This is a genomic window from Dictyoglomus turgidum DSM 6724 (assembly GCF_000021645.1).
GTDB classification, from domain to species: domain Bacteria; phylum Dictyoglomota; class Dictyoglomia; order Dictyoglomales; family Dictyoglomaceae; genus Dictyoglomus; species Dictyoglomus turgidum.
The window spans coordinates 668,675-684,611 of record NC_011661.1 but is presented as its reverse complement, the minus strand read 5'-3'; the positions used below and the strand labels follow the sequence as shown (position 1 = coordinate 684,611).

Genomic DNA, 15,937 nt, shown 5'->3' with positions numbered 1-15,937 from the left:
ATTATTTACTGTTATGAACAAACCATTACTTAGACATATTAAAAAGCTATTAATACAATACAGATGGAAATACATAACAGGAGCATTTTTTCTACTCCTTACAGACATATTCCAACTCATATCTCCAAGATTAATCGGTTGGGGAGTAGACTACCTTAATAAAGGATCCTTAACCTTTAAAAGCCTACTATTAGTATTTTCATCATTACTACTTCTTGCCATACTTACGGCCATATTTCGCTTTTTTTGGAGAATACAAATCCTCGCAACAGCAAGAAAATTAGAAGCCCAAATAAGAGAAAAATATTTTACTCACCTACAAACTTTATCCCTTAACTTCTTTAACTACAAAAAGACGGGAGAATTAATGGCTCTTGCCACAAACGATTTAGGAGCTGTAAGAGAAATGTTTGCTTTTGGAGTAGTTATGCTACTGGATACAATTTTCCTTGGCACCCTTTCTATCTTCTTTTTATTAAGCATAAGCCCTAAACTTACTTTATACATTGCTATACCTCTCCCATTAATAACCTTAACTATTGCCTTCTTTGGGAAAATAACTCATAAAAGATTCAAACTTGTACAGGACAGCTTTGCAAAACTAACTGATAAGGCAGAGGAAACCATAGCTGGAATAAGAGTAGTAAAAGCCTATGTCCAAGAAGAAGCAGAATTAAAAAAATTTATAGAAAAAGCTCAAGATTTATTAAGTAAAAATATTCACTTGGTAAAGGCTTGGGGATTTATGTTTCCCACTATTGAACTTCTGGCAAATCTTTCTATTCTTCTCGTATTCTTATTAGGAGGCCTTGAAGTTATAAAGGGAAATATTAGTCTTGGTGATTTCATTGCCTTTAACTCATATTTAGGGCTTCTTATTTGGCCTATGAATGCCCTTGGATGGGTAGTTAACAATTTCCAAAGAGGTAGAGCTTCCCTTGAGAGGATAAATGAAGTTCTTGATGAAATTCCTGATATAAAAGACTCCCCTAAATCTATAAAAAAGGAAACATTAGAGGGTTATATAACTTTTAAAAATGTGTATTTTAAATATCCATCAAGTCCAAAATGGATCCTTGAAGATATCTCCATAGAAATCAAACCAGGAAAATTTTTAGGTATAACAGGTCCTGTTGGTTCAGGAAAAACAAGCCTTGTAAGTCTTATACCAAGATTATTCAACATACAAAAGGGAGAAATCTTTATTGATAATATCCCTATAAAGGATCTATCCCTTCATTACCTTAGAAAAAACATAGGATTTGTTCCCCAAGACAGTTTCTTATTCTCGGATACCATTGCAAACAATATAAGATTTGGAAAACCTGACCTAAGTGATGATGAAATCTATAAACTCATCAAAATCGTAGCATTAGAGGAAGATCTCAAAGAATTTCCTAACGGTATACACACTATAGTAGGTGAAAGAGGAGTAACCCTTTCTGGAGGACAAAAGCAAAGAGTTGCCATTGCAAGAGCTTTAGCCATAAATCCTCCTGTTCTTATATTTGATGATGCCTTATCTGCTGTGGATGCTAAAACAGAGAGGCAAATTCTTGAAAATCTTTTAGAGATAAGAAAAAACAAAAGCCTCATAGTAATTGCTCAAAGACTTTCTGTAATTCAGGATGCGGATGAAATAATTGTATTAAAGGAAGGGAAAATAATAGAAAGAGGTGACCACAATAAATTAATGAGGCTTGGTGGATTTTATGCGGAATTATTTGAGCAGCAAAAGATAGAATCAGAACTTGAGAGGAGAGAAGATGAAAGAATATTATGAAGAAGAAATATTAGGAAAAGCCTATGATTCAAGAATAATGAGAAGACTTCTCAAATATGCAAAACCTTATTTGCGCTATATTCTCTTTGCTCTCCTTCTTATTATTCTTGTAACTGTATTAAAACTTGTAAACCCATATATAATCAAAAATTCCATTGATAAAAGTATAAATCCAATAGAGACAATCTTAATAAATAACCAAGAGTTAAGAGTTTACTATTTAGACGAAAAAATACCTAAGGATATACTGCAAAGGTATAAAAATATAATAAAAGACTTTAAAAGTAGAAAATATATATTGCTTGAAGATTTAAATAAATTAAGTTCTAAGGACAGAATTATTGTTAGATTTAAAGATATAAATAATCTTAAAAAATCAGCTTTAATTTATTTTTTAATCATACTTCTCATATTTACGCTAACTTATGCTCAAGTTTATATTCTAAATTTAACCTCTCAAAAAATCATTTTTGATATGCGAAAAGAACTCTTTGGACACATTCTTAAACTTCCCATAAGCTTCTTTGATAAGAACCCGGTAGGAAGACTTGTTACAAGAGTTACTAACGATACCGAAACTCTCCAACAAATGTATAATTCTGTAATCACTAGTTTTATTGTGGATACATTTCTAATTTTCGGACTTTCCATAGTAATGTTTCTCTTAAACTGGAAATTAGCCTTAATATGTATTGGCTCTCTTCCTATAGTAGGATATATAAGCTTTGTATTTAGAAAATATGCGAGGGAAGCCTATCGCAACTTTAGAATAAGACTTGCAAGACTTAATGCCTATTTAGCAGAACATATAAGTGGAGTAAGAGTAACCCAACTTTTTGCAAGAGAGAAAGAAAATGAAAAAGAATTTAAAGAAATAAACGATAAATTGTTAGAGGCACAGTTAAGAAATGTCTTTGTAAATGCTATTTTTAGACCTGTAGTAAGTGCTCTTGGCAGTATTATCTCAGCTCTTTTAATCTTTTTTGGTGGTTGGCAAATTATGAATAACCAAATATCCTTTGGAACTTTATTTCTCTTTATCTCCTATCTAGGAAGTTTCTTTCAACCCATTCAAGACATAGCAGAAAAATATGATATATTACAGGATGCCATGGCATCAGCAGAGAGAATTTTTCTTCTGAGGGACGAAAAAATAAGCATAGACTCACCTTCGAATCCTATAAGATTAACCCGAATAGAGGGAAAGATAGAATTTAGAAATGTATGGTTTGCTTACGACAAAGAATGGGTTATAAAGGATTTATCCTTCAAAATAGAGCCAGGAGAAAAGGTAGCCTTCGTAGGAGCAACAGGTGCAGGAAAGACTTCCATAATAAACCTTCTTACAAGATTTTATGACGTACAAAAAGGTGAAATTTTAATTGACGACATAAATATAAAGGATGTTGATCTTTATGATTTAAGAAGGCAAATAAGTGTTGTACTGCAAGATGTACATCTCTTTGCAACTAACATCTTAGAAAATATTAGACTTAATAGAAATGATATACCTGAGGAAAAAGTAATAGAAGCTGCAAAATTAGTAAATGCTGATAAATTTATAAGAGAGCTTCCTCAAGGATACTATACACCTGTACAAGAGAGAGGAGCAACGCTTTCTGCTGGACAACGCCAACTCATTGCTTTTGCAAGAGCCCTTGTCTTTGAACCTAAGATTCTTATTCTTGACGAAGCCACTGCTAATATAGATACCCAGACTGAGAAACTCATACAAGATGCCATTGAAAAAGTAACTCAAGGTAGAACAAGCATAATAATTGCCCATAGGCTTTCCACAATTAAAAAAGTAGATACTATATATGTAATGCATAAAGGGAGAATTGTAGAAAAAGGAAATCATCAAGAACTAATAAGAAAAAGAGGAATATATTACCATCTTTACAAATTACAAAGTTTAAATTATGCTAACAAATAGAAACTTATAGGAGACACAAAAAGTGAGAAAAGTCATCATAGGAAGTATAGCTTTGTTAACTGTAGGAAATATCTTTTCCCAAGGTTTTGATACGGTACCTGCTAAATCCATATTTATAGGTACTGAAGCTCTTAATTATTTTATCACTTATAACGATTCTCTAATTTATGCTTATCAAGATCAGATTGTTCTTCTCGATCTTAATACCTTTAAAGAGACAAGATTAAGAGTTAAGTCTTCAAAAGCTCAAGATTTTAATACTTATATCCTAAAATTTAAGTTGCTATCCAACGGTGATGTAGCCTTAATAAATAACGAGCCATACCTAACAATATGGAATCCTGTTAAAAATAGCAAAATAGAATTACCATTTAATATAGAATACAATAAGAATGAAAAAAATAACCTTTTTATCTCTCAGCTTGAAATTATCGAGGATTTAGATATATCCAACACCGCTAAATTCATTTTTACTAAGAAACACATAACTAAATTGTTCCTAAATTTTATACCCATTGAAGACCACTATGAATACACGATTCTATCCTATCCTGAATTCAAAAAGCTTATTACCCTTAAGGAAATAAACTTTGAAAATGCAGTATTTTCACCTGATGATAATTTTTTGATCTTTAAAAATACAAAATATATAGAAGACTCTAATAAATTCTATGGACTTACTTTATATGATCTAAACAAACAAAAAGAATACAATCTTCTTCCAAACACCACAGTTATAGATTTTGACACAACCAAAAGTGCCAAACTTCTTGTAGCCTCCACAGAAGAGACTGGCACAAAAATTATTGATCTAAAAAGTTTAAATGAAATTTCTACACTTCCAATCTCAGGCTATGTAAAATTTAGTCCTCTTGAGAACCTTCTAATAGTAGAAGGAAACAGAAGTATAAATATATTTGATATTAAAAATAAAGAATTAATAGCAACCTACTTAGGATCTAATTCTTCTCTATCTCCTTCCCAAACCTATATGGCTTATGCTTTGAGCAAGAATTTCGCTTCTCTTTCAAGGGAAATCCTCATTATAAATAGGGAAAACAATGAGCAAAAAAGAATCAATCTTAAAGAAGACTATTTTGTGGAAGATATTCAATTCTCAAAAAACGAAAACTTTTTAATAATAATGCTATCAGGAAAAGATGGCTATAAAATAGAGATCTACAAAAAGTCTCCTTAGTACTCCTGCAAAAGTTTTAACATCTCCCTATCAAGCTTATGTCCATACCAATCTTCATACTCCACATCTGATCTATCAGAATCAAGAATACCAAAAGGTCCCTTAAAATTCCAAAGTGCAAAACCTATATCCCTTTCTTTTAAAATCTCAAGAAGATCTCTAAGCCATGCGATTACTACCTTATGAGGTGTAAACTTATATGCCCCCGCCTCTCCACAATGAACTCCTACTCCCATTCCTATTAGTTTTGCCCACTCATCATAATGTCTTCCAAGTTTTTCCCTATCCCATATTTCTCCATAATGCCAGGCGCCTGGCCACTTGGGCTCTGGCCAATTTTCTCCCCCCACCCAATTTGCTTTATAATGGGTAAGCCCCATAGGAAGATATCCCCTACAACTTTGGACTACATTAAGATCTGAAAGCTCTGGAAGAGGAGAATTTCCATAGGAAATACCATCTATAATGATCAGCCTTTCTGAATCAATATTTCTTATATATTCTACTGTGCGCCTAATTACTCTATTATGATCCTCTCTTGTCATGACTTCAGGAGAAGGATGCAAAGGCTCATTTACCAAATTAAAACTTAAATACTTAGATGAAACCCTTTTATATCTTTTCGCAAAAATACCCCAATGAAAGCAAAAGGCATCAAGAGCAGATTCATCCCTCCAGAGATTAAATTTTTCTGTAAATTCATTGTTTACACAATAGCCAGGTGCTCTGTGAAAATTTAAAGAAACATGAATATTGTACTTTTGCCCCCATGCCACCACTTTATCTATTTTCTCTAAAATTTCTTCCTTTATTTTGTAAACATTATCATCTTCTATCCATAGCCTATAACAAAGGGGAATTCTAACAAAGTTAAAACCCCACTCACTAATCCACTTAAAATCTTCCTCATCAAAATCCTTCGCAAGATGAAAAAGAAACATATTTGTCAGATTAAAACCCTTCCATCTCGGAATAACATTTTTTATCTTCAAAACTATACCTCCTATCTAAAATAAGTTCATATATTCCTTTCAGGTATTAATGCCCTAAGAAGAGGCGTTCTCCATTCATTTTTCTCAGGATCAAACACTCCAAATCCAGAATAAAATTCCCAATATGACCAAGCAATACCTCTTTTTTCTGCAGATCTTGCCACAAAATCTGTCCACCTTACCCTTGACTCCATATCTGCCTTTGAATATGCTCCAAACTCCCCCATATAAAGGGGTATATTGCCATGCTCTTCTGCCCAACTTACTGCCATATCAAGTTCTCTTTCTATTTCCCTTTTCTCTTCCTCAGTACCTAACCATTTTACTCCTACAGGTAAATCAATTTTTACCCACCCTGCCCCCTGATGAGTAAAAGGGAAAGGATTGTAATAATGAAAAGTAATTATGATATTCTCATCATTTTCTGGAATTATCAATTTCTCAAGATTATATAAACTATTCCAATTATCTGGTCCTACAATAATCTTCCTTTCAGGATTCGTTCTCCTTATAACTTCAATAGCCTCTTTTAAAAACTGATTCCATAATTCACTACTCAGATTTTGAGTAGGCTCATTTAAAAGTTCAAAATAAAGATTATTAGGGTAATCCTTGTAGTGTTCAGAAATCTGTCTCCATATAGCTAGAAATCTTTCTTTTTCCCCTAAGGGATCCTCCATTATCTCTTCATAATGATGAATGTTTATAATAACATGGAGATTATTTTTAAGTCCTTCTTCTATTAAATGATCCACTCTGTCAAAAATTCTTTTCTCAATAGAATATGGGGCTTCTTTTTGAGTATAAACACTCCACTTTATGGGAATTCTTACATGATCAAAACCTGCATCTTTAACAATTTTAAAATATTCATCCTTAATTATATAACCACTCCAAGCCCCCTCATAAGGAGCTTCTAAAGCATCCCCAAAATTAATTCCTCTCTTAATAGGAAGATTGTTCATTCTCTCCCCACTCCTATCTATTTTATTTTTGTTTCAGGAATCAATGCTTTGAGGAGTTCGATCCTCCACATCTTATTTAACCCATCATAAACTCCAAAGCCTGCCGAGGCAAAATCCCAATATGACCAAGCAATACCTCTTTTTTCTGCAGATCTTGCTACAAAATCTGTCCACCTTACCCTTGACTCCATATCTGCCTTTGAATATGCTCCAAACTCCCCCATGTAAAGGAGAACATTACCATTTCTCTTTGCCCACTCCAAAGTAAAATCAAGTTCTCTCTCAATAGCTTTTTTCTCTTGGTCAGAACCGGTCCATTTTACTCCTACAGGAAGTTGAGGTTGAACCCAATCTGCACCCTGATGGGTAAAATTAAAGGGATTATAATAATGAAAACTTACTATTAAATTTCTATCTTGAGGAAGCTTCAAAAAAGATATAGTATTATAGTTTGCCCAATTAGCAGTATCTATCACAATTTTCCTTGTAGGATTAGTCTCTCTTATAACCTTTACTGCCTCAGCTAAATACTCATTCCAAAGTTGAGGAGTAAGATTAGTATTTGGTTCATTTAGAAGCTCAAACCACAAGGTATCAGGATAATTTTTATAGTGTTCTGCTATTTGTCTCCATAGAGCAAGAAACCTCTCTTTATGCTTTTCTGGATTTTGCATTAGCTCTTCATAATTATGAATGTTAATTATTATATATAATTTATTTTTAAATGCCATTTCTATTATATGGTCTACCCTCTCAAAAAGATAATCTCTAATAGTATAAGGAGGTTCATAAGCGGCATGCCCATTCCACCTTATAGGAACCCTTATATGATCAAAACCTGCCTTTTTCACTAATTCAAAATATTCATCCTTTACATAAACCCCCCAGGACCCTTCAAAAGGAGCCTCAAGCCCTGTTAGATTTACTCCTCTTCTAATAGGAAGTTTCTCTTGAGTATATCCATTGATGTTAAAAATAAATAAAGTTAACAAAATTATCCACAAAATCCTCCTCATTCCCTCTTTCCTCCTTTAAATTACTTTTCCCCTCTCACCCCAAAGGCATTTTTTAAACCAAATGACAAGCCACAAAATGTCCGGGAGATACCTCCCTAAAAGCAGGTTCTTGTTTTCTACATACATCCATCACATATTCACATCTACTCTGGAATCTACACCCAGGAGGAAGATCGATTGGGGATGGTATCTCACCTTTAAGAGCAGGGAATCTCTTTTGTCTTTCCCCATCCCTTGGCATTTTAGGTACCGAAGCGAGTAGTGCTCTGGTATAAGGGTGCAATGGGTTTTGGTATAACTCTTCCTTAGGAGCCATCTCTACTATTGCTCCTAAGTACATAACAGCAACTTTATCAGAGAGATATCTTACTACAGCTAAGTCGTGGGATATAAATAGGTAAGATATCTTAAATCTTCTCTTAAGCTCGTAAAGGAGAGAGACAATCTGTGCCTGAATTGACACGTCTAAGGACGAAACAGGCTCATCTGCCACAATGAATTTAGGATTTAATGCAAGAGCCCTTGCTATTCCTACCCTTTGTTGTTGTCCCCCAGAAAACTCATGAGGAAAGGCATCTATAACCTCTCTTCCAAGACCTACTATTTCAAGAAGCTCCTCCACAGCTCTTCTTCTTTCTTCTTTTGTACCTATGTTATGGATTATTAAAGGATCCTCAATATTCTGCCCAATAGTCATCATGGGATTTAAAGATGCAAGAGGATCCTGGAATATAATTTGCATAAATCTTCTTCTCTGTCTTAATTCTTCTCCACGAAGTTTCCTTATATCTACCCCATCAAATATTATCTCTCCATCATCAGGTTCTATAAGTCTTAATATACTTCTTCCAAGGGTAGACTTGCCAGATCCACTCTCTCCCACAAGGCCCAAAGTTTCTCCTTGTTCCAAAGAAAAAGACACATTATCTACAGCCTTTAAAAACTTTCTTCTTACAGGAAAATATTTTTTTAAGTTTTTAACTACCAATAATTCAGGCATTGAATTTTCCTCCCTTCACAAGATGACAAGCTACATAGTGTCCATCTTCCACCTCTCTATACTCTGGCTCAACTTCTTTACAAATATCTTGAGCATATGGACACCTAGGATGGAATCTACAACCAGATGGTGGATTAACTAAGCTTGGTGGGTTTCCAGGTATGGGCTTTAAAGTACCCTCTTTTGCGTTTATATCTAAGGTGGAACTTATTAAGCCATTGGAGTATGGATGTAGTGGATTTCTTATAAATTTATCTATAGGAGCATACTCGGCAATTTTTCCTGCGTACATTACCATAATAGTATCTGCAAAATTCATTGCAAGGGTAACATCATGGGTTATAAATATAACACTGGTTTTAAACTCTTCTTTCATGTCTGATAACAAATTCAATATTTGAGCTCTCACTGTAACATCTAATGCTGTTGTTGGCTCATCAGCAATAACAAGCTTTGGATTACATGCAAGAGCAATTGCAATCATAACCCTTTGTCTCATTCCACCTGAAAACTGAAATGGATAATCCCATACTCTGGTTTTGTATTCTGGAATTCCTACGACCCTTAAAAGCTCTATAGCCCTTTCCCTTGCTTCCTTGTCAGACATAATCTTGTGCCACAAGATAGGCTCCATTATCTGGATACCAATTCTCATAATAGGATTCAAGCTTGTCATTGGATCCTGAAAAACAATAGAGATATCTTTTCCTCTTATCTGTCTTAATTCTTCCTTACTCAATTTTAATAGATCTTTACCCTCAAATATGGCTTCTCCATCTACAATTCTTCCATTTCCCTTAATAAGTCTTAGAAGGGAAAGAACTGACTGAGTCTTACCAGAACCACTTTCCCCCACAATAGCTAAGGTTTCTCCATAATCCACTTTATAACTAACACCATCCACAGCTTTAACCACACCATCATATCTATCAAAATAGGTTTTTAAATTATTAACTCTTAATAGTTCTGCCATGGCTCTATACCTCACTCCTTGGATTAAATGCATCTCTCAAACCATCCCCTACATAAGTGAAGGCAAGAAGAGTAATAGCAAAAGTCAAGACTGGGAAAATAACCATATGAGGGAAAGCCATAATATATCCTATCCCTGCACCAATCATATTTCCCCAAGAAGGCATAGGTGGTCTTACTCCCATACCAATTAATGCTAAACCACTTTCTACCCATATTCCATTAGGTATTCCAAAGGCAAGGCTAACAATTATAGGACCCAACATATTAGGTAAAATGTATCTTCTGATAATATAACTGTCTTTTGCCCCAAGAGCTCTTGCTGCTTCCACAAAATCAGCATGTTTAAGATACATAACCATTCCTCTAACAAGCCTTGCCATACCAGCCCATCCCGTAAGACCCACCGCTACAAGAATAGTAAAAAGTCCTCTTCCCATAACGGTAACCAATATGACGTTAAAAAGGAATGTTGGAAAAGCATACATGATATCTGTAATCCTCATAAGGAATGTATCTACCGCACCACCTCGAAATCCAGCTATGGATCCAATTATAACACCTATTATTAGTACTACTATTTGGGAGCCAAATCCTATTAACAGTGCGTTTCTCATAGCATATAAGTTTCTACTAAACATATCCCTACCTAAATCATCAGTACCCCACCAAAATCTTGCACTTGGCGGTTCAAAGGTATGAGCATAATGAGGTTCATCATAAGGGTATGGGGCAATCCAGGGAGTAAATATGGCTGCTATGGTGATTATTATAATATAAATTAATCCTGCAACAGCCATTTTATTTCTTTTAAACCTTCTCCAAGCAGCAGACCAATAACTTACCCTCTTTGTTTTCTGCTTTAATGCGACTTCCATTTAGCAAAACCTCCTTCTATATTCATAAAGCCCATTTGTTATTGATATTTAATTCGAGGATCTAAGAAGGCATAGATAATATCCACTAAAAGATTCATTAACATAACTGACAAAGAAAGAATAAAAGTTGAGGTTACAAGGAGAGGATAATCCCTCATAGAAGCAGCATTCACAAAAAGTTGCCCAAGGCCAGGAACTCTAAATAAGTTTTCAATCCACACTGTTCCTGTAAAAAGGAATGCAAGTTGAGGACCAATAACAGTAACTACAGGCAAAAGTGAATTTCTTAAAGCATGTCTCATAATTACCGCCCTATCTGTTCCACCCTTTGCATAAGCAGTCCTTATATAATCCTGATTCAATACGTCAAGAAGACTTGATCTTGTAAACCTCGCAATTATTGCCATAGGACCCAAAGCAACAGTAATAACAGGCATAATCATCTGTTTTGGAGTTTCCCAACCTGAGGTAGGAAGCAATCTCAAATAAACACTAAATATTATAACCATTATAACACCAATAAGATAGGCAGGAATAATACTTCCTATCATTGAGAAAAACATGGTAATATAATCTACCCATGTATTCCTCCTTAAAGCAGCAAGCACCCCAAGAGGTATTCCCACAATTACAGCGAGAGCCATAGCCAGAATTGCAAGGGTAAAGGTCACAGGAAATCTTCTTGCTATTTGCACTTCTATAGGCTCGTTAGGATTAGAAAAGGATGGACCAAATTTAAATCTAAAGGCATCTTTTAGGTAATTCCAAACCTGTTTCCACAAAGGTACATTTAGTCCATACTTTTCCTCAAATCCTTTTATTAATATTTGAAGTTGTTCAGGAGTCAAAGTGGCAACTTTACCAGCACTTGCCTGGAATTGAGCAATATTAAAAAATTCACCAGGAGCAAGCCACATAAGTACATAGGTTATGATTATTACTACTACGATTGATACGAAAATAGTAAAGAGTCTTCGTAAAATGTACTTTAAAAGGCCCATTTTCTACCTCCTTTACATAATTTAAAAGGGGGAGAGTTTTATACTCTCCCCCTGGTATTTTACTACAAGTTAGTCTTTAAGATTAAGCCACTTAAAGTTAAAGAATCCAGGACCCCAAGAGAACTTGTAGAGCATCAAGCCCTCAAGTTTTGGATTCTGTATCCATTGTGCCTTTGCAAGATAAATTGGTACCATGTAGTATGCATCTTGCATAAGTTGGAGTCCATAATGAGCTACTTTTACTGCCTCACTGAATGGCCTATTAACTGTTCTATATCTCCATCTTAATGCATTCTTTGCTCTCTCAGTAAGATTAAGATACCAATTTTGGAATATCTGTTGTCCTACAATCTCTCTTCCTGCAAGTCTCCAATAATTAGTCTTCTCCGCATCAGTCTTTGCAGCCTTCCATTTTTCATAAAGTTCATCAAATCTCTCATACCATTCCGGTTTGGTAGTTAGATCTGCTACCCATAATTTCTCAGGCTCTGTGCTTACAATTTTCTTGTAAGTTTCATATAATGTCTTCCTTGCTTCAAGTAATGGTTTCCAATCTGCCTCAGTTAATCCACCACTTTTTCTCAACCATGCATCTTGCTCCTGTTGTAACTCATAGTATCTTTTTCTTGCAGAAGTTGGAAAATCATAGAACCAAACGGTATGGTCAGAGTTCTTAAACAATGCACCAATCTCTAAGTTATTCATTGGAGCACCTATCACAGTGAATCCAGCCTTAGAATCAGGTGAGAAGCTTGGCCATACATAGGAGTTCCAATATAATCCAGACTCTATATTCTCAATTATTACGTTAACTCCAAGATTCTTCTTCCATTGATCTACTATGAACTCTACCACTGGATCGCCACCACCAGTGATGTAGAATACAAGAGTCTTCAAGCCTTTCCCACCAGGATATCCCGCTTCTGCAAGTAATTGTTGAGCCTTCTTTACATCAAAGGGTATTCCCTTTAGTTTGTCTCCAATGGGGTTACCATCAGGCCAATATTTATTAAGGGGTAATGCTCTTCCACCAAGAACATCCTTACAAAGTTTTTCCCTATCTATAGCCATAGCAAGAGCTTGTCTTAATTTTTCGTTATCCATTATTGGATCAAATCCACGAGACCATTGATATCCATTCCAGAAGCAATCCATCACATCTTCATGAAATTCTTTGGAGAGTTTAGGATCAGATGTTACAAATCTGTACTCAGCTACGTTGTTAATCATTGCAGCATCAAGTTCTCCTGCTTGATATTGCTGGATTCCAAGTCCACCAAACTTAAGCACAATCCTATCTACGTTTCCTCTTTCACCTACATAGTTGGGGTTCTTCACCAAGGTCATGTCTTTTCCAGGTGTCCAAGATACAGGAATATAAGGTCCATTAACTACTATTTTTCCAGGTCTCCACCAGTTCTGAGGATCTGCCTCAACACTCTTTCTATGAATTGGCACTCCTTGAGCTACGCAGAGCCATTCTTTCATATCATATCTTGGAGTGGTGAGCCTAATCTCTAATGTATAATCATCAAGAGCCTTTACCCCAAGTTTATCAGGATCCAATGCTCCAGATTTTACTGCCCAGAAGTTCTCAATAAATTGAAGTGGACCTGCCCATGCAGGAAGATCTGGAATCTTAGGACTTGCGTAGTATTTGAAGGACCATTCAAAATCCTTTGCAGTCACCGGATCACCATTAGACCACTTCTTATCCTTTCTTAATTTAAAAGTCCATACCTTGTAATCCTTAGAAACCTTATAACTTTGTGCAATAACTGGAACGACTTTTACACCACCAAGTCCTTTAGGATCGGGAGCATACCCATAAAGTCCCTCAAAAATTGTTCCCTGTGCTAATATATGTTGAGCTTGCCAATAGTAAGGAATCAATCCAGGGGTATCCCAGAAAGGCAAACTCACAACTTTTTCCTTTTGTCCATTAATTACCCCCGAAAATAGGAAAACTAAAACTAAAACCAACAAAATAATTAAACCTTTTTTACTACGCATTTAATCACTCCTCCCCCAAAAATTTTAAAAATTTTTAAAGGAAAACGATTTTTAAAAGAATTAATATTTTACCCTTCACCTCCTTCCTAATTGGAACTAATTTCGTTAATGATTTTATAATAGGCATTTCCAGATGTCAATATAATTTTAAACTGAAATTAAATGATTTAAAGGGTTTTAATGATTTCAAACTGAAACCATACCCTTTATTTACTTAACCAGTTTGATGTATAATATCAAGAAATAAAAAACTTTGAGGTGAGGTATATTGAGAAAGGTTAAGATTAATATAAGAGATATAGCAAGACTTGCTAATGTGTCTGTAGCTACAGTCTCAAGGGTTATTAATGGTAGTCCTAATGTAAGTGAAAAAACAAGGAAAAAAGTACTGAAAATTATTCAGGAGTACGACTACCATCCCAGTGCTTTTGCTCAAAAATTATCTAAGGCAAGAACTCAAATTGTAGCCCTTTTAATTCCTTATGAAAGAGGCTTTATATTATCAGATGCCTTCTTCCCACCATTAATAAAGGGTATGACTGAGGTTTTTGACAAAAAAGAATACAATATTATGTTATCAATGATTGAATCTCCTTACATACCACAAAAATATGTCTCTCTATACAAAAGAGGAATTGTAGATGGATATATCTTAGCAAACGTGAAAAAAGATGATCCTTTTCCAGAAATTCTCTATGAAGAAAATATTCCCTTTGTAAGCGTGGGAAGAGTATCATCAAAGCTTAAGAAATATCCTTACGTAGACACTGACAATGTAAAAGGTGCCTTTGAAGCTACTACTTATTTCTTAGAGAAAGGACATAAGAGAATAGCTCTATTGAAAGGAAATAGTAACTATAACTTTATTCAAGATAGATATGAAGGCTACATACTTGCTCTTAAAAAATATGGAATAAAACCAGATCCTAAATTAATAGTAGAAGATACCCTTACTATAGATGGTGGCTATAAAGCCATGAAAAAGTTATTAAAAATAAATAATCCTCCTACGGCAGTTCTTGCCTGCAGCGATTACATGGCCATAGGAGCAATGGATGCTATCTTGGAAGAAAAATGGGAAATCCCAGAAGATGTTGCTATAATTGGATTTGATGATCTATATATTGATGGGAAAATAGAACCACCTCTTGCCTCGGTAAGACAAGAAATAGAAGAAATGGGAAAAGAAGCAGCAAAACTTTTTCTGCATATTCTTGACAACCCTATAGACTTTGAACCCATAATCCTTCCTGCTACCTTTATATGGAGAAGATCAGCAGGATAAGATTAAATTACTTCTTTCTTTTCAGAAAGAATTTTTATATTCCCTATTCCTGACCTTACCCGCAAATGTATTATCTCCTTTTCTCCACCCTTTCCCTGTTCTATGTTTTTATCCACAGAGATTCTTCCTATTCCTGCTTCTGTGGAAAGATCTAAAATCACATTTTCAGGTATGTATACTTCTATACTACCTACTCCGCCTTCTACTTCCACATAACAAGAGAATTTTGGTAGATATACTTTTAAATTTCCAACTCCACCTTTAACTGACAAATTTCTTAATTTAAAATTTTTCATATTCAAAACTGCATTTCCCACTCCTCTCTCAAAATTTAAGTTAAGAAAGATATCAGACGAAATATTAAGATTAATTTGATCTGCATTTGACATATAAAAGAAGCCAAATTCCAATTCTTTATTCTCAATTTTTAAAGAAAGACTTAATTCCCCATTTTGCTCTTCTTCCTTTATTTTATTAATATAAAAATCTGAATTAGATTTTATGTAGATTAAATCTTCTTTATTTTTCACCCCTTCTAATATCACACTTCTTATCCCAGTAGAAATATCTAAATTAAGTACCTTTACATTCTCTTTAAAAGGATATCTCCATTCCTTATAGTAAAAATCGTGTCCTCTACCTCTAAAAAAGGGCCTTCCATAAGTAGATAAAAATACAATGAAAAAGACTAATAGGAAAATAATTAAAATGGTCACCCAGCTTCCCCATCTTTTTTCTCCAATAAGCAAATCAAGTCCCCAAAAGATGAAAATTAAGGGCCACAGCATAAGAAGATCTTTCCAGTAAAAATGGATCACTCTCAATTCTGATAAAAGTAATAATAACCCGCTCAGAATTAGAAAAATACCTAATAAAGAGATTCGTCTTTTCATAATAT

At 34.6% G+C, this 15,937-nt stretch carries 13 protein-coding genes; 4 read left to right on the top strand and 9 right to left on the bottom strand.

Features of this window, described 5'->3' with window-relative positions; genetic code table 11:
- The first annotated feature begins 13 nt into the window (after nt 1-13).
- From DTUR_RS03420 to DTUR_RS03410, 3 genes are read left to right on the top strand one after another with little or no spacing between them, the layout of a single operon-like run.
- On the top strand, nt 14-1,783 hold the full coding sequence (locus DTUR_RS03420; RefSeq protein WP_012583044.1) for an ABC transporter ATP-binding protein: 1,770 nt from the start codon (nt 14-16) through the stop codon (nt 1,781-1,783).
- Nucleotides 1,767-3,719 (top strand): ABC transporter ATP-binding protein, encoded by a 1,953-nt coding sequence (locus tag DTUR_RS03415; RefSeq protein ID WP_012583043.1) that lies wholly within the window; start codon nt 1,767-1,769, stop codon nt 3,717-3,719. The genes DTUR_RS03420 and DTUR_RS03415 overlap by 17 nt, the downstream gene beginning before the upstream one ends.
- A 22-nt stretch (nt 3,720-3,741) precedes the next feature.
- Nucleotides 3,742-4,917 carry a hypothetical protein gene (locus DTUR_RS03410; protein WP_012583042.1) on the top strand — a complete coding sequence of 392 codons (1,176 nt, stop codon included), beginning with the start codon at nt 3,742-3,744 and terminating at the stop codon, nt 4,915-4,917.
- Here DTUR_RS03410 and DTUR_RS03405 read toward each other — a convergent pair.
- The 8 genes from DTUR_RS03405 to DTUR_RS03370 form a co-directional block, all read right to left on the bottom strand.
- Complete coding sequence (locus tag DTUR_RS03405) at nt 4,914-5,909, bottom strand: glycoside hydrolase family 5 protein (protein ID WP_012583041.1); 996 nt, start codon at nt 5,907-5,909, stop codon at nt 4,914-4,916. The two genes, DTUR_RS03410 and DTUR_RS03405, sit on opposite strands and share 4 nt — an antisense overlap.
- Nucleotides 5,910-5,935: 26 nt before the next feature.
- Nucleotides 5,936-6,874: a glycoside hydrolase family 5 protein gene (locus DTUR_RS03400; protein ID WP_012583040.1), complete on the bottom strand. Its 939-nt coding sequence runs from the start codon at nt 6,872-6,874 to the stop codon at nt 5,936-5,938.
- Between the two features lie 17 nt (nt 6,875-6,891).
- Nucleotides 6,892-7,890 (bottom strand): glycoside hydrolase family 5 protein, encoded by a 999-nt coding sequence (locus tag DTUR_RS03395; RefSeq protein WP_012583039.1) that lies wholly within the window; start codon nt 7,888-7,890, stop codon nt 6,892-6,894.
- A gap of 52 nt (nt 7,891-7,942) precedes the next feature.
- Nucleotides 7,943-8,890: an ABC transporter ATP-binding protein gene (locus DTUR_RS03390; protein WP_012583038.1), complete on the bottom strand. Its 948-nt coding sequence runs from the start codon at nt 8,888-8,890 to the stop codon at nt 7,943-7,945.
- Nucleotides 8,883-9,863, bottom strand: a complete 981-nt coding sequence (locus DTUR_RS03385; protein ID WP_012583037.1) for an ABC transporter ATP-binding protein — start codon at nt 9,861-9,863, stop codon at nt 8,883-8,885. The genes DTUR_RS03390 and DTUR_RS03385 overlap by 8 nt, the downstream gene beginning before the upstream one ends.
- A gap of 4 nt (nt 9,864-9,867) precedes the next feature.
- Entirely contained in the window at nt 9,868-10,740 is an 873-nt protein-coding gene (locus DTUR_RS03380; RefSeq protein ID WP_012583036.1) for an ABC transporter permease, read from the bottom strand.
- A gap of 38 nt (nt 10,741-10,778) precedes the next feature.
- Nucleotides 10,779-11,741, bottom strand: a complete 963-nt coding sequence (locus DTUR_RS03375) for an ABC transporter permease (protein WP_012583035.1) — start codon at nt 11,739-11,741, stop codon at nt 10,779-10,781.
- Nucleotides 11,742-11,810: 69 nt separating this feature from the next.
- On the bottom strand, nt 11,811-13,754 hold the full coding sequence (locus DTUR_RS03370) for a peptide ABC transporter substrate-binding protein (RefSeq protein WP_012583034.1): 1,944 nt from the start codon (nt 13,752-13,754) through the stop codon (nt 11,811-11,813).
- Nucleotides 13,755-14,022: 268 nt separating this feature from the next.
- On the opposite strand from DTUR_RS03370, the gene DTUR_RS03365 reads away from it, so the two are divergent.
- Nucleotides 14,023-15,039, top strand: a complete 1,017-nt coding sequence (locus DTUR_RS03365; RefSeq protein WP_012583033.1) for a LacI family DNA-binding transcriptional regulator — start codon at nt 14,023-14,025, stop codon at nt 15,037-15,039.
- Nucleotides 15,040-15,041: 2 nt separating this feature from the next.
- Here the strand turns inward: DTUR_RS03365 and DTUR_RS03360 are convergent, their stop codons facing one another.
- Nucleotides 15,042-15,932, bottom strand: coding sequence for a LiaF transmembrane domain-containing protein (locus DTUR_RS03360; protein ID WP_012583032.1), 891 nt, complete (start codon nt 15,930-15,932; stop codon nt 15,042-15,044).
- Between the last annotated feature and the right edge of the window lie 5 nt (nt 15,933-15,937).

Bases quoted from the DNA above. Each gene is read 5' to 3' on its own strand.
- DTUR_RS03380 (WP_012583036.1), bottom strand. From the start codon at position 10,740: ATGGAAGTCGCATTAAAGCAGAAAACAAAGAGGGTAAGTTATTGGTCT.
- DTUR_RS03390 (WP_012583038.1), bottom strand. From the start codon at position 8,890: ATGCCTGAATTATTGGTAGTTAAAAACTTAAAAAAATATTTTCCTGTA.
- DTUR_RS03360 (WP_012583032.1), bottom strand. From the start codon at position 15,932: ATGAAAAGACGAATCTCTTTATTAGGTATTTTTCTAATTCTGAGCGGG.
- DTUR_RS03370 (WP_012583034.1), bottom strand. From the start codon at position 13,754: ATGCGTAGTAAAAAAGGTTTAATTATTTTGTTGGTTTTAGTTTTAGTT.
- DTUR_RS03395 (WP_012583039.1), bottom strand. From the start codon at position 7,890: ATGAGGAGGATTTTGTGGATAATTTTGTTAACTTTATTTATTTTTAAC.
- DTUR_RS03400 (WP_012583040.1), bottom strand. From the start codon at position 6,874: ATGAACAATCTTCCTATTAAGAGAGGAATTAATTTTGGGGATGCTTTA.
- DTUR_RS03375 (WP_012583035.1), bottom strand. From the start codon at position 11,741: ATGGGCCTTTTAAAGTACATTTTACGAAGACTCTTTACTATTTTCGTA.
- DTUR_RS03420 (WP_012583044.1), top strand. From the start codon at position 14: ATGAACAAACCATTACTTAGACATATTAAAAAGCTATTAATACAATAC.
- DTUR_RS03415 (WP_012583043.1), top strand. From the start codon at position 1,767: ATGAAAGAATATTATGAAGAAGAAATATTAGGAAAAGCCTATGATTCA.
- DTUR_RS03385 (WP_012583037.1), bottom strand. From the start codon at position 9,863: ATGGCAGAACTATTAAGAGTTAATAATTTAAAAACCTATTTTGATAGA.